The sequence below is a fragment of the Pedobacter sp. TM02 genome (assembly GCF_059705275.1).
In genome coordinates this window covers 782901-799873 of record NZ_AP046530.1, presented here as the reverse complement: position 1 = coordinate 799873, position 16973 = coordinate 782901, and the positions used below count along the sequence as shown (strand labels likewise).

Below are 16973 nucleotides of genomic sequence, written 5' to 3'. Positions count from 1 at the left end.
TCCCGCGCAAGAGCCGGGACTTTTTTATTGGCCCAAAGCTATATCCCAGCAGTGATATAGCTTTCATAACCATATTTTAAGTTAAAAAATCGAACTTTTTCAACGTTTTAAGCTGTTTTTCCTTTCGCGCAAAAATCCAAAAGCCAAACCTGCAGTAATGGCGTTATAGCTTTTTAGCTTATTGAAATTATGTTGAAAAGACAGGGAGAATCCAGCTGTCCAACCAATCATATAGCAATATTTCACTTCTACGGGCAAGCCGATCGTTTCTTTTTTGATGGTTTCTCCATAGCCTATATCAAATCGGTAATGGGTTAGCGCCAGGCCCGTACCTAATTTAAAATTATGGTACTTGCCCAAGGTATAGCTTTTGCCCGTGATAAGCGCAATATCGCCAAAACCAGGCAGGGGCTTATTGCCGAAGTTGAGCTGAAAAACGTCAGATCCCTTTAGCCTGAGGTAGTTGTTGTTTTGTTGTACCGCCAGCGAAAACTGCCAATACACATCGCCTTGCGAACCTCCGAGTTCCAGGTCGGCATAAGCGTAAAACCGCTTGGGCAGGTGCAGACTATCTGTTTGCGCCCGGACTGTGCAGGCAAAGAGGAAACAGCCCAACACGATAAAAAAAGATGATTTCATGTAATTTTGGCTTGAAGATTTGTTAATACATACCTATGGCTATCCCTGCGGAAACGGCAGCATAACTTTTAAGAAAATTGGCATTGCCGGTTCCTGTAACGCTAAAAGCAAAGCTTCTGCCGAACTGAAACGAATACCTGAGCTCGGCAGGCAAGCCAACCGTGAATCTGGTCTTGAAGCGGTCGGGCTGATAGGCCTGCTTTCGGCTATTGAAAGCCTCGTCTTTATCCGTCTTGAAAAAAGCCGACAGTCCAGCGCCAAATTGGATCTGATGGCGCTTCGGCGACCTATAGCCTTTGCCCACCATCAAACTGACATCTTGAAAGCCTACGTTTTCTTGTGGTGGACCGCCATCGTAATAGTATTGCTGGTACAGCTGCTTCTCGGCATCCGTATTGTAGCTGAAGGCACTTACCGACTTTATTTTGAGGTAAGAACCTTCTGCCTGCAGGTATACGCCACCCTGGAACAGGTGCTGGTAGCCTTTCGTTTGCCCATACTCTGCATAGAAGTAAAGGTTGTTAAAGGTTGTTTCCTCACCGGTTTTCTGTGCTATCGCCCCATGGCACGCAAACAGGCCGGCTATTAATAACAATTTGCTTTTCATGTGTTTTAAGTTTTAATGGTTTGATCGAAATTAACACATCCAAAACTGTCAAATTAACCTTAAAAGCACCTTTCAAATCAAAAACAAATCTTTAAAAGAAATACATAGCATTAAAATTCAAAATATTAATCTTAAAAATTATTTAAATCATATCAAGAGAGCCAAAAAATTATTAAATTAGTGGAGATTAACTTTATACGGGATTTTTTATGCCAGATTTTCAGGTTTCATTTTTCGAAAGACTCAGGGCAGCCATCCCTGATTACCAAAATTTGGCCCAAAGTGTAGCCGATGCCTTAAATATCAGCATGAACGAAGCCTACAAAAAGATAAGAGGCGGCAGTGCGCTCAGCCTGCAGCAGGTGGTTCAACTGTCTGATACGTTTAATGTACCCTTCATTTATAACCCCAACCAATCATCTAGCGTAACCTTCAATTTTTTGAGCGTTAACGAAGATCTCAACATGGTCAATTACCTTGGCGATTTGCTGGCCAATCTCAAGCTCATCCAGCAAAGCAAAACCAAGCATATCACCATTACCACCGACGACATCCCAATTTTCCATTTTTTCAAATACCCTGAGTTAACGGCATTCAAGCTGTTTTTCTGGGCCAACAACGCCAATAACAGCGAGCTCAAATTCGACGGTTCTACCCTTACCGACGAAATTATGGCGCTTTCGCAGGAGTTGCATCAGCTTTACCTCGAAATACCGAGCACCGAAATCTGGGCCAAAGACACTGTTCATGGCACCATCGAGCAAATCAGATATGCTTACGAGGCCGGCTACATCAGCAACAAGGCACTAGCCGAAAAAGTGGTAGAACAAGTGCGTTACTGCCTAACCGACATGAATATGTATGCCATCAGCAGCAAAAAAACCATCGATCCCGACCATACTTTTAACTGGTATAATTGCGATGTACTGGGCAGCATTGCCTACCTGGTCGATTTTAAGGAAAGCATGCTTTGCTTTAACCGGTTCAATACCTTTAACTACCTCAAAACCAACGACCAGTTTTATTGCGAGCAAACCAAGCGTTGGATGCAGGGCCTCATCAATAAATCGATTGCCTTTAGCGGTCAGGGCGAAAAGCACCGCAACAAATACCTCTACGAATCTTTTGCTGCCTGCGATGCCTTGATCGGTGAAATCAATGTATAGGCCAATGGCCATTAGTCTATGGACTATGAACTAACATACCTATATTTGTACATGCTCAAAAAAGAACGCTACCAAGAATTTGTGGCCCACTTTGCCACCAAGCAGCCGAATGCCGAAACAGAGCTGCACTACAACAACCCGTATCAGCTTTTGGTGGCCGTTATTCTTTCTGCGCAATGTACCGACAAACGCATCAATCAGGTTACACCCGCACTTTTTCAGCGTTACCCTCATCCTAAATCGCTGGCTGAGGCTACACCAGACCAGGTTTTTGATTACATCAGGAGCGTGAGCTACCCCAATAACAAAGCCAAACACCTGGTAGGCATGGCCAACATGCTGGTCAACGATTTTAACAGCCAAGTGCCGTCCGACGTGAAAGAACTGCAAAAAATGCCGGGCGTTGGCCGAAAAACGGCAAATGTAATCGCTTCGGTAGTTTTCGATGCGCCCGCCATGGCCGTTGACACGCATGTTTTCAGGGTAGCCAACAGAATTGGGCTTACCCGGGGCAAAACGCCTTTGGCCGTAGAAAAAGACCTGGTGAAACATTTGCCCGAGTATACGATTGCTACTGCCCACCACTGGCTTATCCTGCACGGCCGTTATGTTTGCGTGGCCCGAAACCCAAAATGCAGCATTTGCGAAATTACGCACTTCTGCAAGTATTTTGAGCAACATTTCAAAGCTAAATAATTTAGCTATTCGGCAATGTTGAAAAAATAAATCGAATTTTATTTGTACATATTAAATTTAAATTGATATGTTTGCTAAAGTTATTAGCATTACCGCTTTTTATTAGCCGATATTTATTTTACATTTACTTTCAGATTTACAGACATGAACCCAAACACAGAAAAACTTAAAGCGTTACAGCTTACCTTAGATAAATTAGAAAAATCGTACGGCAAAGGCTCAATCATGAAATTGGGCGACCAAGCCGTAGAAACCATGGATGCCATCTCTACCGGCTCCATCAGTTTAGACATTGCCTTGGGCATTGGTGGCGTTCCTAAAGGCCGTGTCATAGAAATTTATGGCCCAGAATCTTCAGGTAAAACTACCTTGGCCACCCACATCATTGCCGAAGCCCAAAAGAAAGGTGGCATTGCCGCTATTATCGATGCCGAACATGCCTTCGATAAATTTTATGCCAAAAAACTAGGCGTAGACACCGACAATCTATTGATTTCGCAACCAGATAATGGCGAGCAGGCTTTGGAGATTGCCGATAACCTGATCCGTTCGGGCGCTATCGATGTGATCGTTATCGACTCGGTGGCAGCCTTGGTGCCAAAAGCCGAAATTGAAGGCGAAATGGGCGACAGCAAAATGGGCTTACAGGCCCGCTTAATGAGCCAGGCCTTGCGTAAGCTAACCGGAACCATTTCAAAAACCGGATGTTGCTGTATTTTCATCAACCAATTGCGCGAAAAAATCGGCGTGATGTTCGGTAATCCGGAAACCACAACCGGTGGTAACGCCCTTAAATTTTATGCTTCGGTACGTTTAGATATCCGTAGAACTTCTCAAATCAAAGATTCTGACGAAGTATCTGGAAATCGTGTTAAGGTAAAAATCGTTAAAAATAAAGTGGCTCCTCCTTTCCGTATTGCCGAATTCGACATCATGTTTGGTGAAGGCATTTCGAAAACCGGCGAAATCATCGACCTGGGCGTCGACTTCAACATCATCAAAAAAGCAGGTTCTTGGTTCTCTTATGGCGATACCAAACTGGGACAGGGAAGAGATGCCGTGAAGCAATTGCTATTAGACAATCCGGAATTAGCCGAAGAAATCGAAGCTAAAATCCGTGAAGAGGTAACCGGAGATAAGCTGGAGGACAAAGAAGCTTAGGCTTAAAATAATTTACAGCCAATGCCATCAGCTCGTATGAGCGAACGAAGGGAGATCAATCTATATGTTTGCCAAGACAAGATAACTCTTTGTTCGCTCAGTCGATAAGATGGCTTTTTTGTTGCCCTTGCCTTGATTAATCTCCCCGATCAATCCATGGAAGATGAAAAGCAAATAACAAGACAGATGGGCATGTTCAACCCTTCGCCACGGCGAAGCCAAAGTAACGAGGCCATCTTTTTTCCGGCGAATTTTCAGTTTTTACCCATCAACCGCCCATTGGCCAATTCAACAATCAATCAGCGAATAAGCATTCTGGCCCAACCTATTTAAAACTTGAAGACTTAGGCGCTACTTGGCCATTGTTCTCCATAAAGTTTTTATCCAGTTTGATGATGGTATAAAGGGCGATAACGATGCCGAACAAAAGAAAAAACAATCCCAAATAGTTTTTCTTTTTGTCTTGCTTAATCATCCAAATCAAAAAGACAATCAATGGAATAAGCAGCAGACCAAAAAACACATAACTCGTCGTTCCCATAATTTTATTTTTTAAAAGTTCATTCTCGCCATCGGCGAAACTTCTTGCCCAACAAATTCGCCAGCCAAAAACTTATGATAACCAGCAATAGCAATCATCCCTGCATTATCTGTGCAATACTGAAACGCGGGAATGTAAACGTTCCAGCCTAACTCCTTCTGCATGTCCTGAAGTGCATTTCTTAATCCAGAATTGGCCGAAACACCTCCAGCTATGGCAATATCCTTAATTCCGTACTCCTTAGCCGCTTTTTTTAATTTATTTAACAGAATGCCGACAATACTAAATTGAACCGACGCACAGATATCGGCTAGATTTTCCTCCACAAATTGGGGGTTCTCTTTTTGCTGATCTCTAACAAAATACAAAATAGCTGTTTTAAACCCGCTAAAACTATAGTTTAATCCGGGAATTTGCGGTTCAGGAAATTTAAAGGCTAAAGGATTGCCGTTTTGGGCATATTTATCAATCAATGGGCCACCAGGATAAGGCAGATTGAGAATTTTTGCAGTCTTGTCAAAAGCCTCTCCCGCTGCATCATCCAGGGTTTCGCCCACGATTTCCATATCAAAATAATCTTTCACCAATACAATTTGGGTGTGTCCGCCAGACACAGTCAGGCACAAAAACGGAAACGGAGGCTTCGGATCATCGATAAAATGAGCCAAAATATGTGCCTGCATATGGTTAACCGAAATAAGCGGTAGATTGAGTGCCAATGCAAACGATTTGGCAAAAGAAACACCTACCAACAAAGCCCCCAACAAACCGGGTCCTTGTGTAAAAGCAACCCCATCCAACTCGTTTTTGTCAACTTGAGCAATGGCCAAGGCCTGCTGTACCGCTGGCACAATGTTCTGTTGATGAACCCTTGAAGCCAATTCTGGAATTACGCCACCATAATTTTCATGAATTGTTTGGTTTGCAATAACATTGGCAGTAATTTTGCCGTTGTTACAAACGGCAACTGAAGTTTCATCACATGAGGATTCTATGGCAAGTATGATAGGCACGGTTAAAGATTATTAAGCTACAAAATTATTAAAAAACTATTAAAAATACTGCTTTGGGTTGTCGCATCAATTATATTGTTGCTTGGCGTGTTGCTATTTTCGCTTCAGTTTAAGCCCGTACAGACCTATGTAGCCCAAAAAGCAGCCGCTTATTTATCCAAAGAACTTCATACCACCGTTTCGATCGGTGGACTCTATGTAAAGCCATTTAAATCGGTAGTGCTCGAAAAACTGGTCGTACTTGACCAACAAAAAGACACTTTGGCCAATTTCCCCAAGTTTTTGGTCGACATTAACAAATTTTCTTTAAAAGAGAGAATACTGGATGTCAACACGGTTCAGGTTAACAACGGCGCTTTCTTTTTAAAGGACTATCCAAACGGCACCTCTAACCTCGATTTCATTATCGATTACTTTGACACACCTAGCCAAAAACCAAAGCCCAAAAAGAAGAAAAAGAAATTCCAGTTCTTGTTTAACCGGGTTATCCTCAATAATGTAGCTTTTAAGTACAAGAACCTTAAAATCAACACGGTTGTGAAAGGCGTAAACTTTGAGGACATCGACCTGAAACAGCTCAATGGCATTTTCGAAAAACTGAACACCAACAACCATATTATCCAGGCCAACATCAAGAACCTGACCTTCAGGGAAAAAAGTGGCTTTTATCTCAAAAACCTGAGTGCTTTTACCACCGTCGATACCAACCAGATCGAATTGCAAAAACTATTGCTGGTAACCAACCAAAGCCGATTAACCGATTACTACCAGATGAAGTTCAGCCGGTTTAAAGACTTCAACGATTATGTGAACAAGGTAAGGATGAAGGCCAATTTTAAGGGAAGCCATATTTCTTCGAGAGACGTAGCCTATTTTGCTCCCGAACTGGATAAAATGAAACTCGACCTTGATATTGACGGGCAGATTACCGGTTATGTAAGCGACTTAAAAGCCAAAAAGCTTGCCCTCAAAGCGGGCCAGGCCACTTATATTAAAGGCGATTTTACCATGAAGGGCTTGCCAGATTGGGAACAGACCTTTATGGACATGAAAATAGAACTGGCCGGCACCAACAAAAAGGACCTTGAAGCCATCCTCACCGATGTAACCGGCAAACCGATGCGTTCTATTCCGCAAATCGTCAGCAAGTTCGGCAACGTAAACTTCAATGGTTCGTTTACAGGTTTCCAGAACGATTTTATTGCTTATGGCGAATTCAAGACTAACCTCGGGCGCTTCAAGTCTGACGTGAACATGAAAATCGACAAGAAAGGCACTCCATCCTATACTGGAAACGTACAGACTTTTGATTTCAACCTCGGCGATCTGCTCAATGAAAAAAATCTTGGGCGCATTACCTCTGCACTTTACGTGAAAGGCAAAGGCGATAAAGTGAAAGAACTAACCGAACAGCTGAACGGCGATGTAACTTATATCGATTTCAATGGCTATCGCTATCGCAACATTAAAATTGATGGCACTTTCGACAAAAAATATTTCGACGGCAGCCTTAAGATCAACGACAAAAACATACAGCTGACTTTTGATGGCGGTGTGAACCTCAATCCGGCATTGCCTGTATTTAATTTCAAGGCCAATATCCGCAATGCCCGTTTAAAGACTTTAAAACTGTACAAGGATTCGCTAAAAGTAGATGCGGATTTCAGCACTAACTTTTCAGGCAATAACCTCGACAACATCCAAGGCAATCTGCTTGTGCAGCACATTACGCTGAACAACAAAAAGGGAATATACCATATCGATTCCGTGCAGCTGAATGCCAAAGGCATTGGCCAGGAACGAAGTTTGGCCATTAAATCCGATATTTTCGACGCGAGTATCAAAGGCCAGTACGACCTCAACACTATTGTGTCGTACTACAAGGCCATTGCCAAAACTTATATTCCTTCACTTAAGGCCGATATTATCAACTATAAAACGCAGATTTTCGATTTTAACCTTCGGGTGAAACGATTTGAACCGATTGCCGAACTGGTGGCACCGGGCTTGACCATCGACGACCAGGCCATTTTGATCGGCTCTTTCGATTCGAGAAACAACACGGCAACGCTTAACGGCAGCATCAGGAAGCTCACTTACAAAGGCATTACTGCCAACAACATCATCCTGGAGGAAAACACTACGGCCAAGCAGCTACAAGCCATTATCACTTCCGACCGTGTTGACCTGAACGACAGCCTGTACATTAAAAACGTGAACATCGCCAATGTGTTGCGAAACGACAGCTTGGCGCTCAACTTAAAAATGTCTAATGCCGACGACGCCAATCAACTCGATTTGAACGGATTGGTAGAGTTTGTAAATGACAGCGCGAAAATCAGCATCCTGCCTTCCATCCTCAAAATCAACAGCGAAGATTGGAACATCCAGGAAAAGGTACGCATCAATTTCAACAAAGGCAAAACGGCCATCGACAATTTCTCGCTCAGCAATGGCGAGCAGATGCTTTCGGTTGACGGTGTACTTTCTGAAGACCCCAAAGACCTTTTGCTGGTAGGCTTCGAAAACTTCAACCTCAAAACGCTCAATCCATTTGTGAAAGCCATGGGCATCAAATTGGCCGGAAAGGTAAATGGCCGAACGCGATTGTACGACATTTTGAAAACGCCGCGAATTACGGATAGCCTGAGTATCGATTCTTTGAATTTTAACGACACTTACATTGGCCGCCTAACCGACACTTCGGCCTATGATCAAGCAAAAAATGCGGTAAACGTGTATACGCAGATCATGACCGACAATAGAGAAACCTTTAAGATAACCGGTGGTGTTGACCTGAAGGAGAAAAACATAGACCTAGCCATAAAGATGGACGGCAGCAAGCTTACCGTGCTCGAACCTTTTGTGAAAAAGCTGGTTTCTAACCTTAAGGGCAATATTTCTGCCGACCTTACGGTAAAAGGCCCGCTCAGCAAGCCCCGCATTAACGGCGATGTTTCTTTTGATCGTGGCGAAGTGACTGTAAACTACCTGAAAACTCCTTACACCCTCAACGATAAGATACAGATAGACAATAGTGTAATCCAAATTAACGATTTGGTGCTGGAAGATGCCGAAGGCAATGAAGCTAAAGCCAACGGAACGGTTGACCTGAACAACCTCGACGACCCTACGATCAGGGTTCAAATCAATGCCACCAACTTTATGGCACTCAATACTACTTCAAAAGACAATTCGCTTTACTACGGCAGGGCTTATGCCACAGGCGACTTTTCTTTTAATGGTCCAACCAGCAGCATGCTGATTAACATTGATGCCAAAACAGAAAAGGGGACCATCTTTAACCTGCCGTTAAACAGTTCTGAAACCATTTCGGATAAAGACTTTATCACTTTTGTAAGCAAAGACACCACCAAAACCGTGAAGAAGCAGACGAGTTTTGATGGCTTGAAAATGAATTTCAAACTGCGGGTAGACCCTAACTCGATAGCCAATATTTATACGGTGCTCGGCAAGCTGAGTGGCAAGGGAAATGCAGAACTGGAGCTGAACATTACCAGCGGCGGCGATTTTGAAATGAAAGGCGATTATATCATTGAAAGCGGTCTTTTCGATTTTACAGCCCAGGAAGTCATCAACAAGCGTTTTGAAATTCGACAGGGCGGAACGATCCGATGGACAGGCAATCCAGCCAATGCGCAAATCAACCTCAAAGCCATTTATGCCCTGAGGGCCAGCACTGCCGATTTGTATACCGCAGCCAATCAGGATCAATCGTCGAGCACGAATGAGAGGGTACAAACCGAGGTAGAAATGGGGCTCAGCGGCCTGCTTTTGCAACCCGACATCAAACTGGATATTTTCTTCCCGGCCAATCCTGCCATCAAAGAAAAGCTACAGTCGTATTTTAACGACGGCAACAACCTGAATACGCAGGCCTTGAGCTTGATTATCCAACGCAGGTTTGCACCGGGTACGGGAAAGGAAAATCTGGGCCAACAATTGGGTTCTGTGGGCACAAGCACTGCCAGCGAGCTGATTTTTAACCAGTTCAACAACCTCCTTTCGTCTTTAAACCTCAACTTTGTCGACATTAACATCCGTTCTTTTAACGAAGCCAGCGCTTCATTTAAATTCTTTAACGACCGTATTATTGTTAATGCAGGCATCGTAGATAATACCAAAAGCTCTACCGATTATTCGGTGGGCTTGTTTAAAGACAATGTGGGCAAAGAGGTGGAGATTTTAGGCTTGATTAAAAAAGACGGAACGCTAGTGGGCAAACTGGCCAACAAGCCGCCAACGCAACAAAGCATTTTTGCCAATCCTGGGGTCGATCCTAATGCCAACGTTACTTCTTTTGGCCTGATTTACAGTCAGCAGTTTGATTCGTTTAGGGAATTCCTGCAAAAAATAACCGGCAAATACCGTAAAGAACAGAAGAAAAAGCAAGAACAGGCTCAAAAAGAAAAGGTGAACAAGGAAGCCATTTTGAACGAGAGCAAGAAAAACAATCCGAAAAGATAGTTTACGGTTCGCGGTTTTCAATAACCAGTTGGCAGTTTAGAGCTGCTACTTGGCCGACCAATGAGCATAAAAAAATCCGAAGCTTAGGCTTCGGATTTTTTGTTTTATTTCATGATTTGGTGACCCATTTTATCGCGTTTGGTCCTCAAATAGGTTTCGTTATGCTTATTGCTTTCTATTTCGATGGGCACATTTTCCATGATTTCCAAACCATAGCCAATTAAGCCTGCTCTTTTGGTAGGATTATTAGACATCAAGCGCATTTTGCTTACGCCCTGCGCCCTCAATATCTGTGCGCCCACGCCATAATCGCGTTCATCGCCTTTAAAGCCCAATTTAATATTGGCCTCAACCGTATCAAAACCTGCATCTTGAAGGTTATACGAACGCAACTTGTTGATCAAGCCAATGCCCCGGCCTTCTTGGTTCATGTACACGATGATTCCTTTCCCTTCTTGTTCAATCATCTGGAAAGCCTTGTGCAATTGCGGACCGCAGTCGCAACGGCAAGAGCCGAAGATATCGCCAGTAACACAAGAGCTATGGATGCGGGCCAAAATAGGTTCGTCTTCTTTCCATTCGCCTTTGGTAATGGCCAAGTGGGTCGCATTATTACTCAATTGGGTGTAAGCGGTCATTTTAAAATCGCCCCATTCGGTTGGCAAATTTACGGTAACTTCTTCCCTGATAAGGCTTTCGGCCGCCAAACGGTAGGCAATCAAATCTTTGATCGAGATGATTTTCAGTTCGTGCTGCGCGGCGATTTTCATCAAATCGGGCAAACGTGCCATCGTACCGTCTTCGTTCATGATTTCGACCAATACGCCAGCAGGCTCAAAACCTGCCAAACGGGCAATATCGATGGTGGCTTCGGTATGCCCTGTTCTTCTCAATACCCCTTCCCTACGCGCCTTAAGCGGAAAAATATGCCCTGGCCTACCCAAATCCTCAGGTTTGGTATCCGGATTAATCAAGGCCTGTACGGTTTTGGCCCTGTCGTGAGTAGAAATGCCGGTTGTACAGCCGTGGCCAATCAAATCGACCGATACGGTGAATGGCGTTTGATGCAAAACGGTATTGTTCTGTACCATAAGGTCGAGCTTCAAATCATTGCATAGATCCTCGATTAAAGGTGCACAAATAAGTCCTCTTCCATATTTAGACATGAAGTTAATTACTTCTGGCGTTACGTTTCTGGCAGCTGTGATAAAATCGCCTTCGTTTTCGCGATCCTCGTCGTCTACCACAATAATGATTTTGCCAGCCCTGATTTCTGCTAGTGCTTCGTCTATGGTATTTAATTTTATTTCCATTTTATATTTGATCAAAAAATTGGCGGGGGCAGAACATTTAACCGGCTCCCGCAATACAAAGTTACAACCTTTGCCGACAATAAATCGGCTTAAAATATCATTGATAAGTAAGGAATAGCGCTGGTTTAGTCTGATTTTTTGCTTTCTTTCTTTTTAAACAGGCCCACGATCAGCTGTTTGTAATAGTCTATATCGAACAAAGCCGAGTCTACCGTTGCCTTATAAGTCAGGAAAATGCCTAAAGGCGTTAAAATGATGATGGCCACCCACATGCCAAAATTTGGATCTAGCGACCCTTCCTTAGCCGATTTTTCGGCCACGGTAGAAAGAATATGGTAAATGAGAAAGAAGACAATGGCTATAACCACCGGCAGGCCCAAGCCACCTTTTCTGATGATGGCACCCAAAGGAGCACCAATAAAGAACAGCAACAAACAGGAAACGGCCAAGGTGTATTTACGCTGGTATTCGATCTGCGCCCGGATAATTTCTTTCGATTTGAAATCGAAATCCAAAATACGGTTAATCACAATCTGCTTGACGGTTTCGGCCTGATCGTAGCCACTTTGCACCGCTTGTATGCGCAGGTTTTTAGGAATAGCATTTAAGATAGAGCCTTTGATGACTTTAGCCGACACCTTAACCTTGGTATAGCCTTTGGCCATTTCGTTTTGCTTAAAATAGGCAGAGGCATTTATCTTGGTGGTTTTATTAAGGCTATCGAGGCTTTTCCTGATCGAATCTTCGCGATGCAGCAGCTCTCTCCTATTCAGCATCGGGGCATTGTTTTTGAAACTGGCCTCCTGGGTACGATTAAATCCGCCAAAGCTGCCCAGGTCAAACTTCACTTCTGTTTGCTTAAAGCGCATGCGGGTTAAGGTTTGGTGCGGATTAAAGGAACCGTTACCTGTATTTTCTTCGTAGCGTACGCCATTTACCAAGCTCAGCACCAAGTATTGGTCGTCGCTGGTTTTGGCCATCCTGCCTTTTTCGGCTAGGATAATTTTAGGAATGCCGTTGGTTCCGGTATGGTCGTAGATCATGATGCCATACAAAGAATCGATTGCGCCTTCGCCTTTACGCTCTACGCGCATGGCATAATTCTGTATGCTGTTGTTAAAAACGCCAGGCTTAATCAGAAACGAAAGTTTTTTATTGCGTATATCATACAGCAACGAACCATATTTGAGGTTGGCTTTAGGCAGCATGTAATCTGAAAACAGAAAAGAGGCAAAAGAAAGGCCGATGATAAAGACAAACAGGGGCCGCATGGCCTTTTGCAGCGAAACACCGGCCGATTTGATGGCCACGAGCTCATAGTTTTCGCCCAGGCTGCCAAAGGTCATGATAGAGGAAAGCAGCACGGCCAGTGGCAAAGCCATAGCCACATTGGCGGCTGAGGCATAAAGCATAACTTCGGCAATGGTATACCACTCGAAGCCCTTTCCGATCAAATCGTCGATGTACTTGAACAGGAAGAACATCAACAGGATAAACATCACAATAAAAAATGTGACGAAAAATGGCCTGATAAATGCCTTGATCAGCAGTAGGTGTATCTTTTTCAATATACAAAGATAGGCAAAGCCGACGAAAAAATTAGCCTCCGATAACGCTAACTAGGTAAGTGATCTGGTTATCCCAGATTTGTTTTTTTTCGGCAAGGGTTTCGTCGGTAGCAAAATCGGTAATGGCAAGGGCAACATCGTTGGTCAGTTCATCCTGAACGATTTCCATTTCGAAATAGCAATGCGGATCATCGTCAACCCATTTAAACTTAACAAGTTTGTTTTCTTTTACGCTTAGCAGCTTGGCTTTTTGCACTTCTCCATCCCAGGTAAAGGTATAGGTTTGGTCTCTGAAAACTACATCGTCTGCAAACCATTGCGACAGCCCATTAGGCTCGCTGATAAAGCTGAACAGTATACGTGGAGAAGACCTCAATTCATATTCTAGATTAAATTTTTTCTTTTCTGACATCCTTAAACACCGCTATCTGTAAAAATAATGGACTATTTTTTTAATTTTTGTTTCTAAAGAAAAGTAATTTATTCTATATTTGCAACTCTTTAAAAAATAGTATTCAACATTTGATATTATTTTTCCCGGCGGGGTAGCTCAGATGGTTAGAGCGCAGGATTCATAACCCTGAGGTCGGCAGTTCGATCCTGCTCCCCGCTACTTTTTTCCGAGGGCTGGTATTTCTTAATATCAGCCCTATTTATTTATATATATTGCTAAAAATCAACAAATTGACGATAACTCTTAGCTAAAAAAGCCATTTTTCGTCTTTTTGACCACAAAAAGCAATCAATCAATTGACAATCAGAAACTTACACCACAAAACATTATGGTTAGGACGTAAAAAAACACATCCTTGTGCACTACCCCCGAGAAGGATCGAACTCATAATAAACTAAAAATCAAACACTTAAAAAATGTCTGTTTCCGTATCTTCTCGATAAACGATAAAATTTTAAGGACACATCGAACCCATATTAATCTGTAATTTCTAATTGGATACCCTGAAAACGTCAATGACCTCACTATCACCATACTTAAAACAGTTCCTGAATTGGTGAAGAGAGCAAAGTCACATTGTTGACGGCAGAGCAAATTAAAATCTAGGGAATCCGTACTCTCTCAACAGAATATTGTTCCAACAAGACTTCTGCGATGCTATTTAAAATTTCTCTGGCATCCTCATCTGCCATGTTGTTATGAAAAAAATTACTGCTGTGAGACTTCGAGATAAAAATCCGTTTAAAACATTTATTGCCATATGCCCGGATATTTTCGTCGACTGGCAAAAAAGGTTTTGTAAAAATGATACGGAGAAGCCTCTTTTTTGTTTGTATATCGCACTTCCGGTAAAACGTGCCGAGATCCGTAAAGGATGACATTACTTTTTTGAGCTTTCCTTTTAAATTGGACAGAGCAGCAACCACTTCTTCAAATTCCGCCACAGCCATATCTAAAGTCCTCTTGCATTCCTTTTTTATGCAGACAAAATCGTCTAGGTCTATTTCTCCCTTGTCCATTGCAGCCTTTGCCCTCGAAATTCTTTCTACAATCCTATCTATGTTTCTGGAAAGTTCTTTTTGCTTAGCTTTATATTTATTCATCCTTTCGGAACTTTTTTGCTTTAGGATTTCGCCGAACATATAGCAAAAATGCTCTGCAGGGCGAAGCTGTCGAAGTTCATTGACGATGGAGTCGTTAATTCTCTTTGCAGATGTGCGAAACCTACAGGGAGCCTGGCAGTGGTAATAAAAATAGCTCTGTGTGTTTCCCTTGGATTTGCTGCCCGTAAGACACCTTCCGCACTTTGGACAGACCAGCAAGCCCCTAAGGGGCAGAAATTGATCGAGATCATATCTGGTTTTGGGTTTGTTTTCACGGCTTTTCAGCATCTTTTGAACCCGAGAAAACAGGGCGATGCTTACAATTGGTTTGTGAATCCCCTTGACGGTATACGAATGGTATTTTTCAAATGGAGGAACCGTAACCATCCCGCAATAAACGGGGTTTCTCAACATATTCCAGAAATGGCTCTCACTGCAAACCAGACCACAAGAAACCATCTGCCTGTATATTTCATAGGTTGTTTTCTCTCCTTCTGCTACTAATTCGAATGCCTTTTTTATTAGGTCCGCCTCGGCAGCCACTGGAACTATGGTCTTCCGGCCAGAATGGTCTGATTGGTTACGGTACCCCTTGGGGGCAAGGCCGGTCCAACGTCCTTCTTGCTTCGCTTTTCGGATTCCTTGCTTAACGGTAATCGCACGCCTGTCGTTTTCGACTTCGGACGAGGCAAGGTACATTGCCAACATTATCTTGTTTTCCGGAATGCTTAGATCAAGCGGCTGTTCTATAGCCTGGAGCTGGATGCCCATATCGCTAAGACGCCCAATAACAGCATAGGCATCTGCAATGTTCCTGCTAAACCGGTTCCAATGGGTGAAGAGAAGTATGTCGGGGACGGCACTTTCTGTTTTTTTGCCATTCTGAAAAATGCTTTTTCCAAACAGGCCTATCAAATGTCTTCGCTGAATGGTCTTCGCTTATTATAGACCCAATAACGATGCCATTAACTTGGCAATAATTAGACAACCTGTCCTCTTGACTTCTCAACGAAAAGCCTTTTGTCGCCTGTTCATCTGTGCTAACTCTGATATAAAGGTCAGCGTTCATCTTAATAGATATAGGTACGCTTTAATAAACGTTCCAAATCCCGATTTAGCATAAAACATCTATCATAAATGCATTAAATTATATTTCACATTGACGATTTTATAAAATCGATGAACCAGTCCAATATATTGATTGGCAACATCTTAAAAGACCTATATGCTTCTCGATGGCATTTCCTATACTTTATGCCACTTCCACAGAAACAGTTTTGTACACGTCCGGGCTCACTGAAATCTCTAATATATGTGAGACATCTAACAATCAGGAATAAATTCCTAGTTTTAAATGCATCAAAAAAATACTCAAGGTTTCCCATATTGCCGTGAGATCTTTCATTCAAAAAGAAACCATTCAGCTCCCTGTATTTTTGATTGAAAAAATAAGGCTTAACGTGTTCGTCCATAAATTTTTGCAACGACAAGCCCGCATTACATATTATCAGTTCTTCAGGTATTGAGCAGATGCAACAGTGTCCATCGGCGTGAACATGCCAATCAATATTTACTGGAACTCTTCCGCCTGTTTCGAATACATGCGGAAACCATAATGGGTAATCTTCTACACCAACAACCTTTATGTTATAAGTATCTACTATTTCACCAGTTACATCGGCTAATGGCAGTTCACCCGAAAACTCCGGCACGCCATTTACTTCGATATAACTAAAGCTGGGAGATCTGCTACAGAATTCTATCGCCTCTTTTTTGAAAAATGCAAACCTATCGCTCACCTACCCCATGGTTTTGAAGCTGAAGCACCGGCAGCTACTGCTGAAACTAACGTGAATTCGTTTGCTGTTTTTCATCTTTGCCTAAAGGAAAGCGATCGCCCAAATGTTTCCGCCATAGCTTGCTTGAACTTAGTTCGTTTTCATCTTTTAACGCCTTCTATCTCCCTGGTTTTTTGGGTACAATTAAAAAAGCGAATCGGACTTCCAAAATTCCTTGGTATTAATGTCCATGATCTTCAAGCGTGCTGAATTGCCGACACCGGCATTCAGATTGAAGATGTTAAAGCATTTTGGGGCTTGTCCCTGCCCTAATTTATGGTCGGTCTATGGTCAATATGGATTTCTCTGAAACGGGTACAGAACTTAAAAGTGGCTCTGTCCTCATTAGGTCACATCGCTCTGTCCAATAGTAGTCCTTGTCCCGT

14 protein-coding genes and 1 tRNA gene are annotated in these 16973 nt (G+C 42.9%); 5 read left to right on the top strand and 10 right to left on the bottom strand.

Annotated features, from left to right (window positions below; all coding sequences use genetic code 11):
• Positions 1–99: 99 nt before the first annotated feature.
• Entirely contained in the window at positions 100–639 is a 540-nt protein-coding gene (locus tag AC6H1S_RS03485) for a hypothetical protein (protein WP_497565127.1), read from the bottom strand.
• 22 nt (positions 640–661) lie between these two features.
• Positions 662–1246, bottom strand: coding sequence for a hypothetical protein (locus AC6H1S_RS03480; protein ID WP_497565125.1), 585 nt, complete (start codon positions 1244–1246; stop codon positions 662–664).
• Between the two features lie 209 nt (positions 1247–1455).
• On the opposite strand from AC6H1S_RS03480, the gene AC6H1S_RS03475 reads away from it, so the two are divergent.
• From AC6H1S_RS03475 to recA, 3 genes are all read left to right on the top strand, one after another.
• Positions 1456–2412 carry a helix-turn-helix domain-containing protein gene (locus tag AC6H1S_RS03475; protein ID WP_497565124.1) on the top strand — a complete coding sequence of 319 codons (957 nt, stop codon included), beginning with the start codon at positions 1456–1458 and terminating at the stop codon, positions 2410–2412.
• Between the two features lie 51 nt (positions 2413–2463).
• Positions 2464–3108, top strand: coding sequence for an endonuclease III (nth, locus tag AC6H1S_RS03470; protein WP_497565122.1), 645 nt, complete (start codon positions 2464–2466; stop codon positions 3106–3108).
• Positions 3109–3252: 144 nt separating this feature from the next.
• The gene (gene recA / locus AC6H1S_RS03465) at positions 3253–4269 is read left to right on the top strand and encodes a recombinase RecA (protein ID WP_330107712.1); all 1017 of its coding nucleotides are present in this window, start codon (positions 3253–3255) and stop codon (positions 4267–4269) included.
• Between the two features lie 325 nt (positions 4270–4594).
• On the opposite strand, the gene AC6H1S_RS03460 is transcribed toward recA, so the two are convergent.
• Together AC6H1S_RS03460 and tsaD are read right to left on the bottom strand one after the other, a co-directional pair.
• Positions 4595–4810, bottom strand: a complete 216-nt coding sequence (locus AC6H1S_RS03460) for a hypothetical protein (protein ID WP_199138992.1) — start codon at positions 4808–4810, stop codon at positions 4595–4597.
• 11 nt (positions 4811–4821) lie between these two features.
• Entirely contained in the window at positions 4822–5823 is a 1002-nt protein-coding gene (tsaD, locus tag AC6H1S_RS03455; protein ID WP_497565121.1) for a tRNA (adenosine(37)-N6)-threonylcarbamoyltransferase complex transferase subunit TsaD, read from the bottom strand.
• An 87-nt stretch (positions 5824–5910) separates the two neighbouring features.
• Here tsaD and AC6H1S_RS03450 point away from each other — a divergent pair, with 87 nt between their 5' ends.
• On the top strand, positions 5911–10311 hold the full coding sequence (locus AC6H1S_RS03450) for a translocation/assembly module TamB domain-containing protein (RefSeq protein ID WP_497565120.1): 4401 nt from the start codon (positions 5911–5913) through the stop codon (positions 10309–10311).
• Between the two features lie 104 nt (positions 10312–10415).
• Here AC6H1S_RS03450 and AC6H1S_RS03445 read toward each other — a convergent pair whose 3' ends face one another.
• The 3 genes from AC6H1S_RS03445 to AC6H1S_RS03435 all read right to left on the bottom strand — a co-directional run bounded on the left by AC6H1S_RS03445 (position 10416) and on the right by AC6H1S_RS03435 (position 13604).
• Positions 10416–11624 (bottom strand): bifunctional 3,4-dihydroxy-2-butanone-4-phosphate synthase/GTP cyclohydrolase II, encoded by a 1209-nt coding sequence (locus AC6H1S_RS03445; protein WP_199138996.1) that lies wholly within the window; start codon positions 11622–11624, stop codon positions 10416–10418.
• A 125-nt stretch (positions 11625–11749) separates the two neighbouring features.
• Positions 11750–13192 (bottom strand): LptF/LptG family permease, encoded by a 1443-nt coding sequence (locus tag AC6H1S_RS03440; protein WP_199138997.1) that lies wholly within the window; start codon positions 13190–13192, stop codon positions 11750–11752.
• Between the two features lie 31 nt (positions 13193–13223).
• Positions 13224–13604, bottom strand: a complete 381-nt coding sequence (locus tag AC6H1S_RS03435) for an START-like domain-containing protein (protein WP_199138998.1) — start codon at positions 13602–13604, stop codon at positions 13224–13226.
• Positions 13605–13731: 127 nt separating this feature from the next.
• On the opposite strand from AC6H1S_RS03435, the gene AC6H1S_RS03430 reads away from it, so the two are divergent.
• Positions 13732–13805: transfer RNA gene (locus AC6H1S_RS03430), tRNA-Met, on the top strand.
• A gap of 443 nt (positions 13806–14248) precedes the next feature.
• Here the strand turns inward: AC6H1S_RS03430 and AC6H1S_RS03425 are convergent.
• The 3 genes from AC6H1S_RS03425 to AC6H1S_RS03415 form a co-directional block, all read right to left on the bottom strand.
• Complete coding sequence (locus tag AC6H1S_RS03425) at positions 14249–15664, bottom strand: recombinase family protein (RefSeq protein WP_497565119.1); 1416 nt, start codon at positions 15662–15664, stop codon at positions 14249–14251.
• Positions 15567–15818: a recombinase family protein gene (locus AC6H1S_RS03420; protein ID WP_497565118.1), complete on the bottom strand. Its 252-nt coding sequence runs from the start codon at positions 15816–15818 to the stop codon at positions 15567–15569. Before AC6H1S_RS03420 ends, AC6H1S_RS03425 begins: the two co-directional genes overlap by 98 nt.
• 85 nt (positions 15819–15903) lie before the next feature.
• Positions 15904–16548, bottom strand: a complete 645-nt coding sequence (locus AC6H1S_RS03415; RefSeq protein ID WP_497565117.1) for an SEC-C metal-binding domain-containing protein — start codon at positions 16546–16548, stop codon at positions 15904–15906.
• Positions 16549–16973: the final 425 nt, after the last annotated feature.

Bases quoted from the DNA above. Each gene is read 5' to 3' on its own strand.
- AC6H1S_RS03445 (WP_199138996.1), bottom strand. From the start codon at position 11,624: ATGGAAATAAAATTAAATACCATAGACGAAGCACTAGCAGAAATCAGG.
- nth (WP_497565122.1), top strand. From the start codon at position 2,464: ATGCTCAAAAAAGAACGCTACCAAGAATTTGTGGCCCACTTTGCCACC.
- AC6H1S_RS03480 (WP_497565125.1), bottom strand. From the start codon at position 1,246: ATGAAAAGCAAATTGTTATTAATAGCCGGCCTGTTTGCGTGCCATGGG.
- AC6H1S_RS03435 (WP_199138998.1), bottom strand. From the start codon at position 13,604: ATGTCAGAAAAGAAAAAATTTAATCTAGAATATGAATTGAGGTCTTCT.
- AC6H1S_RS03475 (WP_497565124.1), top strand. From the start codon at position 1,456: ATGCCAGATTTTCAGGTTTCATTTTTCGAAAGACTCAGGGCAGCCATC.
- recA (WP_330107712.1), top strand. From the start codon at position 3,253: ATGAACCCAAACACAGAAAAACTTAAAGCGTTACAGCTTACCTTAGAT.
- AC6H1S_RS03485 (WP_497565127.1), bottom strand. From the start codon at position 639: ATGAAATCATCTTTTTTTATCGTGTTGGGCTGTTTCCTCTTTGCCTGC.
- AC6H1S_RS03460 (WP_199138992.1), bottom strand. From the start codon at position 4,810: ATGGGAACGACGAGTTATGTGTTTTTTGGTCTGCTGCTTATTCCATTG.
- AC6H1S_RS03420 (WP_497565118.1), bottom strand. From the start codon at position 15,818: ATGAACGCTGACCTTTATATCAGAGTTAGCACAGATGAACAGGCGACA.